Genomic DNA, 18,453 nt, shown 5'->3' on the forward strand with positions numbered 1-18,453 from the left:
TTTCATTTCCATCGAGAGAAGCACCAGGGCTTCGAACATGAACAACCGGAGAGGAGACTCCCGTGCGCTACAACGACTGAAATCCCTGATGCCGATTGCACCGGCATCCCCGATGTCCGAACGTCGACAGTCCGCGCCAATGGCCGGGCGATTCAGCTCGGGTAGGTGAATTTCCATGCGTTACAACGACTAATTATATTGCCCGAACCGCGGCAGAGCCCGGTATCGTCGGCGAGAATTGGCGCCGGACCCGGATACGTCCGGGTCCGGCGCACGCTCTTGGCCCAGCGAGAACATGGGCCTCATAGGCCGTTCAAGAATCCTAGGAATTGTCCATGAAACTCCCGGTCCGCTATGACCCCCTCGACAGCTCGACTCTCGCCGATCCCTATGCGGTCTACGCGGAGCTGCGCGCGTCGGAGCCCGTGCACTGGCACGAGAAGATGCAGAGCTGGGTGCTGACCCGGTACCGCGACTGCCAGATGGTCCTGCAGGACCCCGCGGTGTTCGCGACGGACTGGCGGCGGGCCGGCGAGTCGGTCTCCGAACCGTGGCTGAGCCTGCAGACCCTCGACCCGCCGGACCACGGCCCGCTCCGCAGCCTCTTCATGAACGCCCTGCGCGCCCAGGACCTGGAGGCCGTCGGCGAGCAGGGCGAGGCTCTCGTCGGGTCGCTGCTCGACGGACTGGAGGGCAGGGCGGAGTTCGACCTCATGTCGGAGGTCGTCGAACCGCTCGCCCTGGCGACCATCTCGGAGCTCATGGGCATCGAGCAGCCGGACGTCAGGACCTTCGCCGCGATATCGGATGCCATCGTGCGGAGCATGGACGCCGGATTGGCGCCCGAGACCGCCGGGGACGGAATCGAGACCGGTGCGGAACTCAGGAAACTCGGCATCGAGGCGCGCGGCCGACTGAGCGAAATGGTCGAGTCCTGGTTCACCACCAATCCGCGCCCCGGACTGCTGGCCCATGTCGCCGGCAACCGCGCCGAGGTGGATGTCGCCGACGCCTTTGTCCGGAACACGGTGCGGGTCGTCTTCCAGTCCGGCTACAGCTCGATCGTCGCCGGTGCCGGAAATGCCATGCTGGCCCTGCTGGAGAACCCCGACAAATTCGAGGCGATGCGCGACCCGGCACTGCTGTCGAGCGGTTTCGACGAACTCATGCGCTATGACGCCTCGGTTCAGGGAACCAGCCGCATCGTCACCGAGCCCGTCACCATCGGATCCGTCCAGCTCAAGCGCGGAGACGTCGTCGTGGTGCTTTTCGGCGCCGCAAACCGCGATCCCGAAAAATTCACCAGCCCCGACGAAATCATTCTGGACCGGACACCGAATCAGCACATGGCATTCGGCCGGGGCCCGCACACCTGCGTCGGGAACCTGTTCACCCAGGTCACGCTGCAGGCGCTGATCAAGGCCATTCTGCGGCGCCCCACACGCCTGCGGATGGCCGGGGAGCCGCTGCGCCAGCGCACCGCGACCATGCGCTACCTGGCGACGCTGCCGGTCACCTTCCAGGCGGCTGCCGCCACGTGACGAAAACGGATACGACGGCTCGCCCGACCCGGACGAGCGCTGCCCGGCTGGCCCTCGCCAGGGCGGTCCCGCCGGCCGGGCCGGTGCGCGGACTGACGCTGTCCACGTTCCTGACCACCCTCGGGGACGGGCTGTTCGCCACCGTCAGCGTGCTGTTCTTCACCCGGGTGGTGGGTCTGCGGATGGTGGACGTGGGCATCGGGCTCACGGTTGCCAGCCTGGCCGGCCTGCTGGCGGCCCTGCCGATCGGACACCTCTCCGACCGCATCGGGCCGCGGCGGGTCCTGCTCGTCCTCACCGTCGCCGCGGGGCCGGCGGTGCTGTGCTACCTGGTCGTCGGCTCCTTCTGGCCGTTCGCCGTCACGGCATGCGCGGTGGGCGTCGTGCAGCGGGGCTGCCGCACGGTCCTGCCCGCCCTGGTCTCCCTGATCGCCTCGGCCGAGGAGCGGGTGACCGCACGCGCACACCAGCAGGTCGTGAGCAACATCGGGATCTCACTCGGTGCGGGAGCCGCCGGCCTGGCCCTGTACCTGGACACCCGGGCCGCGTACGAGGCGATGGTGGTCGTCGCGGCGCTGGCCTACGCGGGGTCGGCCCTCGTGCTGAACCGGATGCCCGTGCGGCATCCGCCTCCCGCGCACAGCGAGAAGCAGCCCCTGGGGGCAGCGCTCAAGGACCTCCGGTACCTGCGGTTCACCGGGCTGAACGCCGTGCTGTCGCTGAACGGCGCCCTCATGGAGATCGCCATTCCGCTGTGGCTGGTCACCCACACCAAGGCGCCCGCCTGGCTGTTCAGCGCCCTGATCGTCCTGAACACGATCCTGGTGGTGGTCTTCCAGGTCCAGGTGAGCTCCAAGGGCAACGACACCACCCCGGGCCTGTGGGGGCGGATCTCCCGCCTCGGCGGATTCTTCCTCGGCTGCGCCTGCCTGCTGTACGGCGCCGCCGGCTGGGGGAACACCCTGGTCGCGACCGCCGTCCTCGGCCTGGGGATGATCGCCCACACGTGGGGCGAGATGTACCAGGTCTCCGGCGAATGGGGGCTCAGCTTCCAGCTCGCGCCCGAGCACGCCACCGGCCAGTACCAGGGCGTCCTGGCCATCGGCCGTGGAGCCGCCAACGTGGCCGCGCCCGTCGCCCTGGTCGCGGTCGTCGGGGCCGGTCAGTACGGGTGGGTGGCGCTGGCGGCCGTCTTCCTCGCGGCCGGGCTCGCGATGCCCGCGGCGACCCGGCTGCCCGCCGGCAAGGGCCCAGTTTCTGACACATAATCAACACTGCACCGCCCCAGCCGGGTTGTAAGCCCTGACACCACGATGCGCCGCACCGAACGACCGAGAGGCCGTTCGGTGCGGCGCATCGCTTCGCTGTGAGGAACGCGGCGCCGGCCAGTACCAGCGCGTCCTGAAACACGCCCTAGCCGTTCCCCTCGCCCAGCTCGGGGAAGTGGCACGCCACCTCGTGCCCGGTCTTCAGCGCGGCCAGCGGCGGCTCCTGGCTGGCGCAGACGTCCTGGGCCTTCCAGCAGCGGGTGCGGAAGCGGCAGCCGCTGGGCGGGTTGATCGGCGAGGGGACGTCGCCCTTGAGCAGGATCCGCTCGCGGCCGGCCCGCTGGCGCCGGCGCGGGTCGGGCACCGGCACCGCGGACATCAGCGCGTTGGTGTACGGGTGCAGCGGGCTCGCGTAGAGGGAGTCGCGGTCGGCGATCTCGACGATCTTGCCGAGGTACATCACCGCGACCCGGTCCGAGACGTGCCGGACCACCGAGAGGTCGTGCGCGATGATCAGGTAGGTCAGGCCGAGTTCGCGCTGGAGGTCGTCCAGCAGGTTGACCACCTGGGCCTGGATGGAGACGTCCAGGGCGGAGACCGGCTCGTCCGCGATGATCATCTTCGGCCGGAGGGCGAGCGCCCGGGCGATGCCGATGCGCTGGCGCTGGCCGCCGGAGAACTCGTGCGGGTAGCGGTTGTAGTGCTCGGGGCTGAGCCCGCACAGTTCCAGCAGTTCCTGGACGGCCTTCTTGGTGCCGCCCTCGGGCTCCACCTTCTGCAACCGGAACGGCGCGCCGACGATGGTGCCGACGGTGTGCCGCGGGTTGAGCGAGGAGTACGGGTCCTGGAAGATCATCTGGATGTCGCGGCGCAGCGGCCGCATCGCGCCGACGCCCAGGTGGGTGATGTCGGTGCCCTCGAACTCGACCTTCCCGCCGGTCGGTTCGTCGAGCCGGGTGACCAGTCGGCCCATCGTCGACTTGCCGCAGCCGGACTCGCCGACGACCCCGAGCGTCTCACCGGCGTTGACGGTGAAGTCGATGCCGTCGACGGCCCGCACCGCGCCGGTCTGGCGGCGCAGCAGTCCGCCGCGGATCGGGAAGTGCCGGGTCAGGCCGGTCACCCGGAGCAGCGGCTCGCGGTCGGGGGCCGGCGCGGGCGCGGGGGCCGTTGCTGCCTGAGTGTCCGTCATCGGTTCTCTCCAGAAAGGTGGTACGAGGCCGGGCTCACAGCCGGGGCGCGATCTCTTCGGCGAAGATGCGGTGCCGTTCGGCGGCCGGGAGGTGGCAGGCCGCGTAGTGGCCGGGCGAGGCTTCGGCCAGCACCGGGAGCTCGCTCGTGGAGCGCCCGCCGGTCCGGTCGGCGTACGGGCAGCGCGGGTGGAAGGCGCAGCCGGACGGCACGTTGATCAGGCTGGGCGGGGTGCCCTTGACCGGGACGAGGCGGTCCTGGAGCTCGCGGTCCAGGCGCGGCATGGAGCCCAGCAGGCCCCAGGTGTAGGGGTGTTCGGGCGCGTCGAAGAGGGTCTCGGCGGGGCCGCGCTCGATGCACTTGCCGCCGTACATGACCAGGATGTCGTCGGCCAGTTCGGCGACCACCCCGAGGTCGTGGGTGATGATGATGACGGCCGAGCCGAACTCGCCCTGGAGGTCGCGGATGAGGTCCAGGATCTGCGCCTGGACGGTGACGTCCAGGGCGGTGGTGGGCTCGTCGGCAATCAGCAGCGAGGGGTCGTTGACCAGCGCCATGGCGATCATGGCGCGCTGGCGCATGCCGCCGGAGAACTGGTGCGGGTAGTCGTCCACCCGGCGGTCGGGCTGCGGGATGCCGACCCGGTCGAGCATCTCGACCGCGCGGGCCCGGGCCTGCTTCTTGGACGCCTGGGGGTGGTGCACCCGGTACGCCTCGACGATCTGCGCGCCGACGGTGTAGTAGGGGTGCATCGCGGTCAGCGGGTCCTGGAAGATCATCGCCATCTCGCGGCCGCGCAGTTGGCGCACCCGTTCGGGGCCGGCCGCGATCAGGTCCTCGCCGTCCAGCCGGATCTCGCCGGTGATCCGGGCCCGCTTGGTGCGGTGCAGGCCCATGATGCCGAGCGAGGTGACGGACTTGCCGGAGCCGGACTCGCCGACGATGCCGAGGGTGCGGCCCTTGTGCAGGTCGAAGCTGACCCCGTCCACCGAGCGGACCAGGCCGTCGTCGGTGTCGAAGTGGATCCGCAGGTCGCGGACGGAGAGGAAGGGGTCGCCGGACGGGGCCTGGGCGGCGACCGCCTCGGTCTTCTGGAGCTCGGTCACGAGAGCCTCACCCGGGGGTCGACGAGTGCGTACAGGAGGTCGACCACGAGGTTGCAGGCGACGATGAAGAAGGCGGCGAGCAGGGTGACGCCGAGGATCTTGGGCAGGTCGTTGTCGGCGATCGCCTGGACGGCGAAGGCGCCGACGCCCTGGAGCGAGAAGACCTGCTCGGTGATGAGGGCGCCGCCGAGGAGCAGTCCGAGGTCCATGCCGAAGATGGTGATGACGGGTGTCAGCGCGGCGCGCAGTCCGTGCCGGGCGACGACCTTGCGCTCGACCAGGCCCTTGGCCCGGGCGGTGCGGATGTAGTCCTCGCTCATGGTCTCCAGCATTCCGGCGCGGGTGAGCCGGGCGTAGAGCGCGGAGTAGAGGAAGGCCAGCGAGATCCACGGGAGGATCAGGTTGCGGGCCCACATCAGCGGGTCGTCGGCGAAGTCGACGTACTGGAGGTTGTCCAGGATCGGCCACTCGTAGCTGAACAGCGTGAGCAGCAGCGCGCCGGTGAAGAAGACCGGCAGCGAGACGCCGGCGAGGGAGATGCCCATGGCGATCCGGTCGAAGACCGAGCGCGGCTTGAGCGCGGAGACGACGCCGGTGGCGACGCCCGAGACCAGCCAGAGCACGGCCGCGCCGACGGCGAGCGAGAGGGTGATCGGGACGCGCTTGATCAGCTCGGGCCAGACCTCCAGGTGGTTCTTGAAGGAGTAGCCGAAGCACGGTACGTGGCAGGTGACCGGGTCCGGGCCGAACTTGTACTCGGCGCCGCTGACCAGGGCCTTGAGGAAGTGCCAGTACTGGGTGTACAGCGGCTGGTCGAACCCGAGGTTCTTCTTGACCGCGGCGATCGCCTCGGGGGAGGGGTTCTTCCCGACGTACTGCGTGGCCAGCTGGTCGGCGGTCTCGCCGGCGATGCGCGGGAGCAGGAAGAAGATCGCGAAGGTGACCGCGCTGACCACCAGCAGCAGTACGACGGCCGCGAAGATCCTGCGGATGATGTAGGCAAACACAGTTGGGCGGCCGCTGCCTTCACCTGCCTTCAGGGATGCGGAGCCAGGCTCTTTACTTGGTGGTGCCGATGTTCAGGTAGTCGTACTCACCCGAGAAGCCCGAGGTGGACACCAGGTTGGTGGCGCTGTCCGGGCGGTACAGGAAGACCTTGAAGTAGGTCAGCGGGACGTAGACCGCCTGGTCCATGATCTTCTTGTCGATCTGGCCGTAGATCTTCTCGCGCGCCGACTGGTCGGTGTTGGTGATGGCGTCGTCGAGCAGCTTGTTGACCTCGGGGTCGTTCAGCTGGGCCAGGTTGCTGTTGCCGGAGGCCTTGATGGCGCGGCCGTCGGAGATCTGCTGCAGGAAGCCGTAGCCGGTCGGCCAGTCGGCGCTCCACTGCATCATCATCAGACCGATGTTGTGGTCCTGGGTGAACTGCGGGACACCGGCGGCGTCCGAGAAGTACTTGCCCTGCGCGTACTTCTGGATCTCGACGTTGATGTTGATCTTCTTCAGCGCGGCCTGGATCGCGGTCGCGGCCTGGATCTCCGGGTCGCGCTCGGTACGGGCGGTGATCACCGTGCTGAAGCCGTCGGCCTTGCCGCAGGCCTTGAGGGCGTCCTTGGCCTTGGCCTCGTCACCCTTGTTGCCGTTGGTCGCCCAGGTGTTGAAGTCCTGGTGGCCCGGGACGTCCGGCGGGATCACCGTGTTGGCGACCTGGCCGCGGATCGGGCCGCCGAGCGTGGTCTGCACGGAGACCTTGTCGATCGCGTACTGGACGGCCTTGCGGCACTCCAGGTTGTCGAACGGCGCGACCTTGGTGTTGATCGCGACGTACGCCAGGCGGCCGCCGTAGGCGTTGTCGGTGTTCGCCTTGAGCTTCTGGTTCTGCAGGATCTGCGCCTGGGTCTGCGGGTCGACGCCGCTGCCGACCAGGTCCACCTGGGCGTTGCCGGCGATCAGGTCCTTGTCGATGGTGGACTGCTCCATGCCCATCCGGACCACGATCTTGTCCGCGAGCTGCTTGCGGATCGGGTCGGTGCTCGGGTCCCAGTTGGTGTTCGGCACCAGGGTGAGCTGCTTGCCGTCCTCGTAGGACTCGAACTTGTAGGCACCGGAGGCGACCACGTGCTTCACGTAGCCGGCGCCGTCGTCCTTGGCCTGCGGGACCGGGACGGTCTGCGGGGAGCCGACCAGGTAGTCGAAGTCCGCGAACGGCTGCTTCAGGTGGAAGACGATGGTCAGGTCGTCCGGCGTCTCGATCGAGTTCAGGCCACCGGTCTTGTCCTTGTACGGGCCCTGGTACGGCGTCTCGTTGTCGACCAGCAGCTCCTGGAAGTACGTCGGGCCGTTGGAGTTGACGTCCCGCGCGAAGTTGGAGCGCTCGACGGCGTACTTGACGTCCTTCGAGGTGATCGCGGTGCCGTCGTCGAACTTCAGGCCCGCGCGCAGCTTGTACGTCCAGGTCAGGCCGTCCGCGCTGGCCTTGCCCAGGCTCTCGGCGAGGTCCGGGACCAGCTTCTCGCCGTCCGTGCCGGCGCCCGGGGCGAAGGTGGTCAGCGGACGCCCGTACAGGCGCGAGAAGTTGTAGATGTAGGCGTAGTACGTGTTGCCCGGGTCGAAGGAGTCCGGGGAGCCCTTCATCTCGTAGGTGACCGTCCCGCCCTTCTTGTCCGAGGCGTTGACGATGCCCTTGGTGGCGGCGTCGGCACCGCCGCCACCGGCGCTGCTGCCGCTGGCGGAGGAGGACGAGCCGGAGCCCTTGCTGCCGGAGGTGCAGCCGGTCACGATCAGGACCGCGGCGGCTGCCGCCGCGGTCAGGGCGACGGTACGGGACCTGCGCATGGGTGAGATCAACCCCTTGAGGATGGGAAGGAGGGAGGGCCTGACGTTACGTCAGTTGCTCTTGGGATCGAGGGCGTCACGCAGCCCGTCGCCGAGCAGGTTGAAGGCGAGCACGGTGAGGAAGATCGCCAGACCGGGGACCACCATGTACTGGGGGTCCACCTGGTAGTACTTGATCGCGTCCTGGAGGATCCCGCCCCAGGAGGCCTGCGGCGGCTGGATGCCGACGCCGAGGAAGCTGAGGCCGGCCTCGAAGAGGATGTTGGTCGGGATCAGCAGGGTCGAGTAGACCAGGATCGGACCGACCAGGTTCGGCAGCAGTTCCTTGAACAGGATGAACGGGCCTCGGGCGCCCAGGCTGCGGGCCGCGTGGACGAACTCCCGCTCGCGCAGCGACAGCGTCTGTCCGCGCACGATCCGGCCCATGTAGGGCCAGTTGAAGAAGCCGATCACGAAGATCAGCACCAAGATGTGCAGCGGGAGGCCGTGCAGGCCGAACGCGCCGCCCTGCAGCGAGGTCGAGATCGCGATGGCGAAGAGCAGCAGCGGGAAGGCGAGGAAGACGTCCATGATGCGGCTGATCACGGTGTCCACCCAGCCGCCGTAGTAGCCGGCCATGACGCCGAGCACGGTGCCGATCGTGTTCGACAGCAGGGTCGCACCGAAGGCGACCAGCAGCGAGACCCAGGAGCCCTCGATCACGCGGGAGAGCAGGTCACGGCCCTGGAGCGGGTCGACGCCGAGCGGGTGGTCCCAGCTCATCCCGCCCCAGTCACCGAGCGGGATGCCGCCCAGGTTGGCGTCGAGCAGGTCCTGGTTCAGGGCGTCCGGGTCGAGGCCGAACAGGGCCTCGATGGGCTTGGCCAGTACGGCCAGCAGGATCAGCAGGATCACCACGACGCCGCCGGCGACGGCGAGTTTGTCGCGCTTGAAGCGGGTCCAGGCGATCTGGCCGAGGGAGCGGCCCTCGATCTTCTTGGCCGGGCTCGCGGGGGCGGGTGCCTCCGGTTCGTTCCCGGTGGTTGTGATGGGTGCGGTCATGGTCAGTTGGTCCCCTCGCCGACGGTGGCCGGCCCACGGGCGCCGGTCACCGGTTCGGCGGTACGGCTGCGGACGTGCGGAGGTGCTTGGAACGGGTGTTCGCGGCAGTACGTCGTGCACGGGTACTGCCCCAACGCGGGATGGGCTTCGCGTGGTTCTGGCGGTCGGCGTGCGCGTTCACCTTCGTGGGGTTCCCAGTACGCGCGGTGCGTTGCGCAGAACTCTCTGCCATCCGAACTCGCTTGCGCCAGCCCTGACAACCGACAGATGCCCAACTGTGATCTGTGCGCATGCACCTCCTACGCCTTCGGCATATCCCTCTTCACACGGCTGCAACAGGCATGTCAAGGTGATCGACGGTACCGGCCGGAAGTTCGCCCGGAAAGCACCGAAGCCGACCTGATGCAAGATCAAGTCGGCTTCTGGAGAAAGGTTTTGGTTGTCAGCGCCCCTGGTATCCGGGCCACGGCTGCTGCGGCTGCCCGGTCCAGCCCTGCGCGGGCTGCTGCGTGCCGTAGCCGTAACCCGGCCCCTGCTGCGCGGGGTACGGCGGAGGCGGCACCGGCGGGTACGGGCCGGTCGGCGGCCGTCCCGCCTCCCGGTCGAAGAACGGGCGCGCGTGCGCCCGCATCCACAGCGCCACCGGGTCGTACTCGTCCGCCATCGCCACCGTGGACACCGCCAGCCCCTCCGGGGCCACCGCGATCGCCCGCTGCATCAGCGCCCGCACCGCCTCCACCGCCGGCGGCGAACTCTCGTACAGCTCCAGTCCGATCGCCAGGTACGGCTCCCCCACGGCCGGCTGCACCCAGGCCCGGCGCAGCGCCCGCACCGCGCGCACCTCACCGGCCTGCCGCTCCAGCAGCGCGAAGAACGGCTGGGCGTTCAGCTGCGGCTCGCTCAGCTTCAACGGCCCGGCCGGCAGCCGCTCCAGGCCCGCGGCGATCCGCCGCAGGTCCGCCCAGGGCACCCCGACCCCGCCGCCGGGCGCGTGCGGGTTGAGCCACAGCCCCCAGCGGGTCCGGTACAGCGAAGCGGCGATCTCCCGCCCGGAGATGACCTCGTGGGCCCGCGCCCAGCCGGACGACGCCAGCTGCTCGGACGAGGTGACGGCCGGCGCGTAGCCGTGGCCGCTGATCTCCATGTTCCCGTACTGGGCGTCCGCGCTGCCCGGCGTGCCGTGCCACAGCAGCATCCAGACCTGGCCGTCGGCCAGTGCGTGCAGCAGTTGCTCGTACGCCTCGTAGCGCTCCGGCGCGACCTCGCGCAGGGTGCGCTCCAGCGCGCCCGGATCCGCTCCGGGGCGCCCGGCGGGCGCCTGGCCCCAGGGCCCCGGTGCACCGCCCGCTACCGCTCCCGCACTCATGCGCCCACCTCGCCGCGCCTCTTTCCTCAAGCCTGCCGACCCGTCGGCCGTCTGCACGCACCCTATGGCGCGGCACCGGCCACCGCCACGGCGACGTGCCTCCGATACGAACCCCGCTCAACCCCGCGCGTAGAAAGGGAGTACCCGGGTGAGCAGCCACTCGACCACCGGGTCATCGGCGAGATCGAGCAGTACGAGGTGGACGCCCCCCGGCAGCGGCGCGGTTCCCAACGCGCGGCCGAGCGCCTCGTTCACCGCGCCCGGGTCGGCCGGGGCCGCCTGGTCCAGCTGGACGCCCACGAACATCACGGTCGGCTCGCCCTCGATGCTGGCGAGCGCCCGCCGCGCGGACAACACTCCGGGCAGGGCGGACAGTTCGGCCCGGCAGGCGGCCAGGAAGTGCTCCGGATCCTCCCCCGGCACCGGCTCGCGCAGCGCCACCCGGCCACCGGTCGGCGCCTCCGGCCCCTGGCCCTGACTCTGGTTCTGCTCCTGGTTCCGGCCCTGCTCCTGGTCGGCCAGGCGCTCCTCGCGCGGGCCGCGCCGCAGCTCCGCCACACCCTGCGGCGGCACCGGGATGCCCACCGCCGCCTCCGGGTTGACCGCGATGCCCACGCCCAGCGGCAGCCCGCGGGCGAACTCCCAGACCGGCGCCACCGCGAAGGCCATCCCCGGCGCCTGCCGCAGGAACACCTCCTGCGAGGAGAACACCGGTACGTACGGCTCGCCGGCCAGCTCGATGGTCGGCAGGTCCAGCGCGGGCCCCTGCGGGTCGCCGCCGGCCGGCAGCGGGATCCACACCTGGCTGCGGGCCAGCACCTCGATCACCCGCGGCGTCGCACCCGGGTCGCCCAGCGCGGCGGTCAGCACCTGCTCCAGCTCGTTGGCCGGCCACCCGCCGCCCGGCGGCGCCGACTCCGGCCCGCCCCACCCCTGCTGCTGCTCCACCGGGTACCCCATGCGCGCCTGATCCGCCCTCTGCCGGTCGGCCGCCCTCTGCTGCGCCGACGCGCAGCAGTCTAGGGCGTGCCTTGTGGACCAGGTCGGACCGGACCGCGGCGTCAGGGTGCGTGCATCGCAAGGCGGAGGAGGGAGTCCATGCGGAGTATCGGCGACCGACGACAACGCCGCGAGGCGCGTGCCCTGACGCCGCGGACCCGGCCCGGTCCACAAGGCACGCCCCCGGGCTGTGCCCGAGGTGGCGGGGTGTGACCGGGTCCCCTCTCCCGTCGTCGGCGCGGACGTGCCATGATGTGCGCGTTCGACGGCGCGGCGCGCCGGCGGACCGACAACTCCATACCGGCCGCTCGAACCCGCGCGGGAGAGCCCGGAGTGCCCCGTCAGGCGGCACAGCCGGCGCCGAAGGAGCAACTCCTCCCCGGAATCTCTCAGGCCCCCCTACCGCACGGGTTAGGCACATCTGGAAAGTGGCGCACGGCCCTGTCGCGCGCCCACCCACGGTGCAAGCCACCATGCTGTCCTGGATGCTGGAAACAGCTGCGGGCAGGTGGGCGGTGAAGCTCTCAGGTTCGACGACAGATGGGGAGACCCACGCCGCCGCATGCCCGCGCGCAGGGTCGGCCCCCCAGCGGGTCCGGTTCCGGCGCGTGCACCCATGAGTGCCCAGACCGAGGAGTTCCAGGCCATGTCGTCCCTCCGCCTCACCGCGCTCGACGCGCTGCACCGCGCCCTCGGCGCGACCATGACCGACTTCGCCGGCTGGGACATGCCGCTGCGCTACGGCAGCGAGCGCGAGGAACACCTCGCCGTCCGCACCCGGGCCGGGCTGTTCGACCTCTCCCACATGGGCGAGATCACCGTCACCGGCCCGCAGGCCGGCGAGATGCTGGACCACGCGCTGGTCGGCTTCGTCTCCGCGCTGGGCGTGCTGCGCGCCCGCTACACCATGATCTGCGCCGAGGACGGCGGCATCCTGGACGACCTGATCGTCTACCGCCTGCGCGAGGACGCCTTCCTGGTCGTCGCCAACGCCTCCAACGCCCAGCTGGTGCTGGACGAGCTGATCGCCCGCGCCAAGGGCTTCGACGCCGTCGTCACGGACGACCGCGACACCTACGCGCTGATCGCCGTCCAGGGCCCGGAGGCCACCGCGATCCTGGCCGGGACCACCGACGCCGACCTGCCCGGCCTGAAGTACTACGCGATCCTCCCGGCCCAGGTCGCCGGCCGCGACGTGCTGCTCGCCCGGACCGGCTACACCGGCGAGGACGGCTTCGAGATCTTCTGCAACCCGGGCGACGCCGAGGGCGTCTGGCAGGCGCTGACCACCGCCGGCGAGGGCCGCGGCCTGGTCCCGTGCGGCCTGTCCTGCCGCGACACGCTGCGCCTGGAGGCCGGCATGCCGCTGTACGGGCACGAGCTCTCCACCGACCTGACCCCGTTCGACGCGGGCCTGGGCCGGGTCGTGCGCTTCGACAAGACCACCAACGAGGGCACCTTCGTCGGCCGCAAGGCGCTGGAGAAGGCCGCCGCCGAGGCCGAGGCCAACCCGCCGCGGGTGCTGGTCGGCCTGGTCTCCGAGGGCAAGCGCGTCCCGCGCGCCGAGTACACCGTGGTCTCCGCCGACGGCGCCCCGATCGGCCGGATCACCTCGGGCGCCCCGTCGCCGACCCTGGGCCGGCCGATCGCGATCGCCTACGTGGACGCGGCCCACGCCGCCCCCGGCACCGCCGTCGCGGTGGACGTGCGCGGCAAGCACGAGCCGGTCGAGGTCGTGGCGCTGCCGTTCTACAAGCGCGCCCGCTGAGGCCGGGGGCCTCGCTCGCCGAGGCCCCGCCTTCCCCGTAGACCCGGGCCTGAACCACGCCCGACCCAGGCTTGAGCCACGCCTGATCCAGGTCCGACCCAGGTCCGACCCAGGTCCGATCCCATGCCTGAACCATGCCTGAACCACGCCTGATCCGCGTCGAAGCCGTCCGTGCGGCGGCCCGCTTCGTCGTACCCGCTTCCCATCCTGGAGAATGACGCCATGAGCAACCCCCAGCACCTGCAGTACACCAAGGAGCACGAGTGGCTGACCGCCATCGAGGGCGGTGTCTCCACGGTCGGCATCACCGCCCACGCGGCCGACGCGCTCGGTGACATCGTCTACGTGCAGCTGCCCGAGGTCGGCGCCGACGTGACCGCGGGCGAGTCCTGTGGCGAGCTGGAGTCGACCAAGTCGGTCAGCGACCTGTTCTCCCCGGTGACCGGGAAGATCGTCGAGATCAACCAGGACGTCCTGGACGACAACAGCCTGGTCAACAGCGCCCCGTTCGAGGGCGGCTGGCTGTTCAAGGTCCAGGTGGAGTCCACCGACGAGCTGCTCAGCGCGGACGAGTACACCGCCTTCATCGGCGGCTGACCCGCTCGTGACGGGGCGGCCGCAGCGCGGCGGCCGCCCTGCCAGGCTCCCCCCTCTCCGCTCCCGTCTCTCTCCTCCCGGGAAGACCACACCATGACGGTTCTGAACCAGTCCCTGCACTCCCTCGACCCGGAGATCGCCGCCGCGGTCGACGCCGAGCTGCACCGCCAGCAGACCACCCTGGAGATGATCGCCTCCGAGAACTTCGCCCCGGTGGCGGTCATGGAGGCCCAGGGCTCGGTACTCACCAACAAGTACGCCGAGGGCTACCCCGGCCGCCGCTACTACGGCGGCTGCGAGCACGTCGACGTGGTCGAGCAGATCGCGATCGACCGCATCAAGGCCCTGTTCGGCGCCGAGCACGCCAACGTCCAGCCGCACTCGGGCGCGCAGGCCAACGCCGCCGCGATGTTCGCGCTGATCAAGCCGGGCGACACCATCCTGGGCCTGAACCTGGCCCACGGCGGTCACCTGACCCACGGCATGAAGATCAACTTCTCCGGCAAGCTCTACAACGTGGTCGCGTACCACGTGGACGAGAAGACCGGCCAGGTCGACATGGCCGAGGTCGAGCGCCTGGCCAAGGAGCACCAGCCGAAGCTGATCATCGCCGGCTGGTCCGCCTACCCGCGCCAGCTGGACTTCGCCGCGTTCCGCCGGGTCGCCGACGAGGTCGGCGCGCTGCTGATGGTGGACATGGCGCACTTCGCCGGCCTGGTCGCCGCCGGCCTGCACCCCAACCCGGTGCCGTACGCGGACGTGGTCACCACCACCACCCACAAGACCCTGGGCGGCCCGCGCGGCGGTGTCATCCTGTCCAAGGCCGAGTACGCCAAGAAGATCAACTCCGCGGTGTTCCCCGGCCAGCAGGGCGGCCCGCTGGAGCACGTGATCGCCGGCAAGGCCGTTGCCTTCAAGGTCGCCGCGTCCGAGGAGTTCAAGGAGCGCCAGCAGCGCACCCTGGAGGGCGCCAAGATCCTCGCCGAGCGCCTGCTCCAGGCCGACGTCGCCGAGGCCGGCGCCTCGGTGCTGTCCGGCGGCACCGACGTGCACCTGGTCCTGGTCGACCTGCGCAACAGCCAGCTCGACGGCCAGCAGGCCGAGGACCGCCTGCACGAGGTCGGCATCACGGTCAACCGCAACGCCGTCCCGAACGACCCTCGGCCGCCGATGGTCACCTCCGGCCTGCGCATCGGCACCCCCGCGCTCGCCACCCGCGGCTTCCAGGCCGAGGACTTCCGCGAGGTCGCCGACATCATCGCCGAGGCGCTCAAGCCCGCCTTCGACGAGGACGCCGCCACCGCGCTCAAGGCCCGCGTCACCGCGCTGGCCGAGAAGTACCCGCTCTACCCGAACCTCTGATCACTGCGGTGATCGTTCGGGCGGGGTGACCGGCCTCACCCCGCCGCGGCACCTGGGATCCCGGGGCACCGCGCACACTGGACAGTGCGCGCGGTGCCCCGACCCGTGTCGTCCCCCGCCCGCCAGTCCTTCCACGAGACCAGACAAGGACGTCCCCCGTGGCCATCAGCGTCTTCGACCTCTTCTCCATCGGCATCGGCCCGTCGAGTTCCCACACCGTCGGCCCGATGCGCGCCGCCCGGATGTTCGCCCGACGCCTGCGGTCCGAGGACCTGCTCGCCCAGGTGGCGAGCGTGCGCGCCGAGCTGTACGGCTCGCTGGGCGCCACCGGCCACGGCCACGGCACCCCGAAGGCCGTCCTGCTCGGCCTGGAGGACAACTCCCCCCGCACGGTCGACGTCGACCAGGCGGACAAGGACGTCGAGCGGATCACCACCGAGAAGCGGCTCAACCTCCTCGGCACCCACCCCATCGACTTCGACCCGGGCACCCAGCTGGTCCTGCACCGCCGCCGCTCGCTGCCGTACCACGCCAACGGCATGACCATCTGGGCGTACGCGGCGGACGGCTCCACGCTGCTGGAGAAGACCTACTACTCGGTCGGCGGCGGCTTCGTCGTCGACGAGGACGCCATCGGCGCGGACCGGGTCAAGCCCGACGACACCTCGCTGCGCTACCCCTTCCGCACCGGCGAGGAGCTGCTGCGGCTCACCCGGGAGACCGGGCTGTCGATCTCCGGCCTGATGCTGGAGAACGAGAAGGCCTGGCGCTCCGAGGAGGAGATCCGGACCGGGCTGCTGGAGATCTGGCAGGTCATGCAGGAGTGCGTGCGGGCCGGCATGTCCCGCGAGGGCATCCTGCCCGGTGGCCTCAAGGTCCGCCGCCGCGCCGCCGCGGCCGCCCGCGCGATGCGCGCCGAGGGCATCGGCCCGGCCAACGCGATGGAGTGGGTGACCCTCTACGCGATGGCGGTCAACGAGGAGAACGCCTCCGGCCGCCGGGTGGTCACCGCTCCGACCAACGGCGCGGCCGGGATCATCCCCGCCGTCCTGCACTACTACCTGAACTTCATCCCGGGCGCCGACGAGGACGGCATCGTCCGCTTCCTCCTCGCGGCCGGCGCCATCGGCATGCTCTTCAAGGAGAACGCCTCCATCTCCGGCGCCGAGGTCGGCTGCCAGGGGGAGGTCGGATCCGCCTGCTCGATGGCCGCCGGCGGCCTCGCCGAGGTCCTCGGCGGCACCCCCGAACAGGTCGAGAACGCCGCCGAGATCGGCATCGAGCACAACCTCGGCCTCACCTGCGACCCGGTCGGCGGGCTCGTCCAGATCCCCTGCATCGAGCGCAACGGCATGGCCTCCGTCAAGGCCGTCACCGCCGCCCGGATGGCCCTGCGCGGCGACGGCCGGCACCACGTCTCGCTCGACAAGGCGATCAAGACGATGAAGGAGACCGGCGCCGACATGAAGATCAAGTACAAGGAGACCTCGCGCGGCGGCCTCGCCGTCAACGTCATCGAGTGCTGATCACACCCGCTGTCGCCTGAGCCCCCGGACCCGTCCGGGGGCTCTCGGCGTTCCGGAGCGCCCTGGGCGGCGGGGCCACCGCCGGCCCCACCCCGGCCCCGCTTCCCGGCGCCACCCGACGCGCCCGCTCGGGCCGCTCAGGCCACTCAGGCCACTCAGGCCACTCAGGCCGCGAACGGGCGGACTCGCCGGGCGTCGCGCAACGCCTCAGCCCACCAGGCGAGTTGGTCGAGCATGGTCTTGGCGGCGACGTCGGCGGCCGGGTCGAGCGGCTGGCCGTCGGCGCCGAAGCACTGGGCGGCGCCGTGGAAGCTGACCGTGTTGCGAATCGTCATGGCGTTCAACTCGGCCAGCACCACTCGCAGTTGCTCGACGGCGCGCAGACCGCCGGAGAGGCCGCCGTAGGAGACGAAGCCGACCGGCTTGCCGTGCCACTGGCTGTTGTGCCAGTCGATGGCGTTCTTCAGCGGGGCCGGGAAGCTGTGGTTGTACTCGGGCGTGACGACCACGAAGGCGTCGGCGGCCTCCAGGCGGGGCGTGACGGCGGCGAGCAACTCGGCGGCGCCCGGCTCCAGTTCACCACCGAAGGACGGGAAGGTGGTCGGCAGCGGGGTCTCGACCAGATCGATCAGGTCTGCGGTCATGTCGCCGCGCGCGCCGAGGTGGCCGAGCAGCCAGTCGGCGACGACCGGCGCGAACCGGCCGCTCCGGGTGCTGCCGACGACGACCGCGACCTTCAGGCTCTTCTCCGAAACGTCCTTGGCCATGGACATCCCCCTCCGGGACGATGTGTACAACGTATCTGCCGGATACAACGTACACATCGGCGCGTACGCCGTCCACTTCCGATACGTCGTACACTCCGGTGGTACGGTGAGAGGACCCCAGCCGGAAGGAGCCCGCCGTCATGCCCGCCCAGCAGGCCCCCGCCGGGGGCGACGACCAGACCAAGCCCCAGGCCTCACTCTGGGAGCGCCTCGCCCGCCCGGCCCCCGCGCCGCGCACCACCCTCACCCCGCAGCGGATCGCCGAGGCCGCGATCGCGATCGCCGACGCCGAAGGCCTCGACGCCGTCACCATGCGCCGGCTCGCCACCACCCTCGGCGTCGCCCCGATGGCCGCCTACCGGTACGTCTCCGGCAAGGACGAACTCATCGACCTGATGGTCGACTTCGTCTACGGCGAACTCCCCCGGGGCACCCCCGCCACCGGCTGGCGCGACACCATGCGCACCCTGGCGCTCCACCTGCGCGCCATGAACCTGGCCCACCCGTGGATCGTCCGCGCCGGCGCCGTCCCCCTCACCCCCAACCAGCTCGCCATCCCCGAACGCGCCTTCGCCGCCCTCGCCGACCACGGCCTGGACGCCGACACCACCATGGCGGTCTTCCGCACCGTCACCGGCTACGTCCACGGGTCCGTCGCCGCCGAGCTCGCCCTGCGCACCCTCCAGCGCGAGCACGGCTGGTCCGACGGCGACGAGACCCGCGCCGGCCTCGCCCCCCGGATGTCCTTCCTGATGGACACCGGCCGCTACCCCACCTACCAGCGCTACCTCCACGAGGCCACCCGCAAGGACGACCCCACCTGGCAGTTCGAAACCGGCCTCGACTGCGTCCTCACCGGCATCGCCACCCACCTCGGCATCTGAGCACGACCCGGCCCTCAGGTGGGTGGGGGAAATTATGTAGCCCGGTCTACCTCTTCAGCGCTCCCCCACCCACCTCCTGCACAGGAAGTCGGCCCCGCCGACTTCCTGGCGGTTTCTAGGGGTCGTTGCAACACGTGGTCGGTTTGATCAGGCCGCGAGCAGTTTATGCAGGCGCTCGGCTGGGGTTTCCCAGTCGAGCGTT

At 70.6% G+C, this 18,453-nt stretch carries 15 protein-coding genes and 1 riboswitch; of the genes, 7 read left to right on the top strand and 8 right to left on the bottom strand.

Going from position 1 to position 18,453, the window contains the following annotated elements:
- Positions 1-335 precede the first annotated feature (335 nt).
- Both ACFVX9_RS31140 and ACFVX9_RS31145 read left to right on the top strand, forming a co-directional pair.
- On the top strand, positions 336-1,541 hold the full coding sequence (locus ACFVX9_RS31140) for a cytochrome P450 (protein ID WP_387984711.1): 1,206 nt from the start codon (positions 336-338) through the stop codon (positions 1,539-1,541).
- Positions 1,538-2,809 carry an MFS transporter gene (locus ACFVX9_RS31145; RefSeq protein ID WP_387984713.1) on the top strand — a complete coding sequence of 424 codons (1,272 nt, stop codon included), beginning with the start codon at positions 1,538-1,540 and terminating at the stop codon, positions 2,807-2,809. Before ACFVX9_RS31140 ends, ACFVX9_RS31145 begins: the two co-directional genes overlap by 4 nt.
- 145 nt (positions 2,810-2,954) lie before the next feature.
- Here the strand turns inward: ACFVX9_RS31145 and ACFVX9_RS31150 are convergent, their stop codons facing one another.
- The 7 genes from ACFVX9_RS31150 to ACFVX9_RS31180 form a co-directional block, all read right to left on the bottom strand.
- A complete protein-coding gene (locus ACFVX9_RS31150) occupies positions 2,955-4,001 on the bottom strand; it encodes an ABC transporter ATP-binding protein (protein WP_063347740.1) in 1,047 nt (348 codons plus the stop codon).
- A gap of 34 nt (positions 4,002-4,035) precedes the next feature.
- The gene (locus tag ACFVX9_RS31155; RefSeq protein WP_380377617.1) at positions 4,036-5,106 is read right to left on the bottom strand and encodes an ABC transporter ATP-binding protein; all 1,071 of its coding nucleotides are present in this window, start codon (positions 5,104-5,106) and stop codon (positions 4,036-4,038) included.
- Positions 5,103-6,113 carry an ABC transporter permease gene (locus tag ACFVX9_RS31160; protein ID WP_063347742.1) on the bottom strand — a complete coding sequence of 337 codons (1,011 nt, stop codon included), beginning with the start codon at positions 6,111-6,113 and terminating at the stop codon, positions 5,103-5,105. The genes ACFVX9_RS31155 and ACFVX9_RS31160 overlap by 4 nt, the downstream gene beginning before the upstream one ends.
- A gap of 52 nt (positions 6,114-6,165) precedes the next feature.
- A complete protein-coding gene (locus ACFVX9_RS31165) occupies positions 6,166-7,941 on the bottom strand; it encodes an ABC transporter substrate-binding protein (RefSeq protein ID WP_063347743.1) in 1,776 nt (591 codons plus the stop codon).
- A gap of 51 nt (positions 7,942-7,992) precedes the next feature.
- Positions 7,993-8,982 (bottom strand): ABC transporter permease, encoded by a 990-nt coding sequence (locus ACFVX9_RS31170; RefSeq protein WP_380377615.1) that lies wholly within the window; start codon positions 8,980-8,982, stop codon positions 7,993-7,995.
- Between the two features lie 442 nt (positions 8,983-9,424).
- A complete protein-coding gene (locus ACFVX9_RS31175; RefSeq protein ID WP_380377613.1) occupies positions 9,425-10,348 on the bottom strand; it encodes an enhanced serine sensitivity protein SseB C-terminal domain-containing protein in 924 nt (307 codons plus the stop codon).
- 117 nt (positions 10,349-10,465) lie between these two features.
- On the bottom strand, positions 10,466-11,308 hold the full coding sequence (locus ACFVX9_RS31180; RefSeq protein ID WP_387984717.1) for an enhanced serine sensitivity protein SseB C-terminal domain-containing protein: 843 nt from the start codon (positions 11,306-11,308) through the stop codon (positions 10,466-10,468).
- A gap of 348 nt (positions 11,309-11,656) precedes the next feature.
- A riboswitch (glycine riboswitch) is annotated at positions 11,657-11,762 on the top strand.
- Positions 11,763-11,993: 231 nt separating this feature from the next.
- Here ACFVX9_RS31180 and gcvT point away from each other — a divergent pair.
- From gcvT to ACFVX9_RS31200, 4 genes are all read left to right on the top strand, one after another.
- Positions 11,994-13,115, top strand: coding sequence for a glycine cleavage system aminomethyltransferase GcvT (gene gcvT / locus ACFVX9_RS31185; protein WP_387984723.1), 1,122 nt, complete (start codon positions 11,994-11,996; stop codon positions 13,113-13,115).
- Positions 13,116-13,337: 222 nt separating this feature from the next.
- Complete coding sequence (gene gcvH, locus ACFVX9_RS31190) at positions 13,338-13,712, top strand: glycine cleavage system protein GcvH (RefSeq protein WP_063347747.1); 375 nt, start codon at positions 13,338-13,340, stop codon at positions 13,710-13,712.
- Positions 13,713-13,805: 93 nt separating this feature from the next.
- Positions 13,806-15,074: a serine hydroxymethyltransferase gene (gene glyA, locus ACFVX9_RS31195; protein ID WP_063347748.1), complete on the top strand. Its 1,269-nt coding sequence runs from the start codon at positions 13,806-13,808 to the stop codon at positions 15,072-15,074.
- A gap of 158 nt (positions 15,075-15,232) precedes the next feature.
- Positions 15,233-16,600: an L-serine ammonia-lyase gene (locus ACFVX9_RS31200; protein WP_380336663.1), complete on the top strand. Its 1,368-nt coding sequence runs from the start codon at positions 15,233-15,235 to the stop codon at positions 16,598-16,600.
- Between the two features lie 164 nt (positions 16,601-16,764).
- On the opposite strand, the gene ACFVX9_RS31205 is transcribed toward ACFVX9_RS31200, so the two are convergent.
- The gene (locus ACFVX9_RS31205; RefSeq protein WP_380336666.1) at positions 16,765-17,367 is read right to left on the bottom strand and encodes an NADPH-dependent FMN reductase; all 603 of its coding nucleotides are present in this window, start codon (positions 17,365-17,367) and stop codon (positions 16,765-16,767) included.
- A gap of 140 nt (positions 17,368-17,507) precedes the next feature.
- Between ACFVX9_RS31205 and ACFVX9_RS31210 the strand changes: the two genes are divergently transcribed.
- Entirely contained in the window at positions 17,508-18,251 is a 744-nt protein-coding gene (locus ACFVX9_RS31210) for a TetR/AcrR family transcriptional regulator (protein ID WP_380377608.1), read from the top strand.
- Positions 18,252-18,453 lie beyond the last annotated feature (202 nt).

The organism is Kitasatospora sp. NPDC058243, from assembly GCF_042882025.1.
Lineage (GTDB): Bacteria > Actinomycetota > Actinomycetes > Streptomycetales > Streptomycetaceae > Kitasatospora.

Coding starts and splice junctions, on each gene's coding strand:
- ACFVX9_RS31165 (WP_063347743.1), bottom strand. CDS start 7,941: ATGCGCAGGTCCCGTACCGTCGCCCTGACCGCGGCGGCAGCCGCCGCG.
- ACFVX9_RS31175 (WP_380377613.1), bottom strand. CDS start 10,348: ATGAGTGCGGGAGCGGTAGCGGGCGGTGCACCGGGGCCCTGGGGCCAG.
- ACFVX9_RS31205 (WP_380336666.1), bottom strand. CDS start 17,367: ATGGCCAAGGACGTTTCGGAGAAGAGCCTGAAGGTCGCGGTCGTCGTC.
- ACFVX9_RS31150 (WP_063347740.1), bottom strand. CDS start 4,001: ATGACGGACACTCAGGCAGCAACGGCCCCCGCGCCCGCGCCGGCCCCC.
- ACFVX9_RS31140 (WP_387984711.1), top strand. CDS start 336: ATGAAACTCCCGGTCCGCTATGACCCCCTCGACAGCTCGACTCTCGCC.
- glyA (WP_063347748.1), top strand. CDS start 13,806: ATGACGGTTCTGAACCAGTCCCTGCACTCCCTCGACCCGGAGATCGCC.
- gcvT (WP_387984723.1), top strand. CDS start 11,994: ATGTCGTCCCTCCGCCTCACCGCGCTCGACGCGCTGCACCGCGCCCTC.
- ACFVX9_RS31180 (WP_387984717.1), bottom strand. CDS start 11,308: ATGGGGTACCCGGTGGAGCAGCAGCAGGGGTGGGGCGGGCCGGAGTCG.
- ACFVX9_RS31170 (WP_380377615.1), bottom strand. CDS start 8,982: ATGACCGCACCCATCACAACCACCGGGAACGAACCGGAGGCACCCGCC.
- gcvH (WP_063347747.1), top strand. CDS start 13,338: ATGAGCAACCCCCAGCACCTGCAGTACACCAAGGAGCACGAGTGGCTG.
- ACFVX9_RS31210 (WP_380377608.1), top strand. CDS start 17,508: ATGCCCGCCCAGCAGGCCCCCGCCGGGGGCGACGACCAGACCAAGCCC.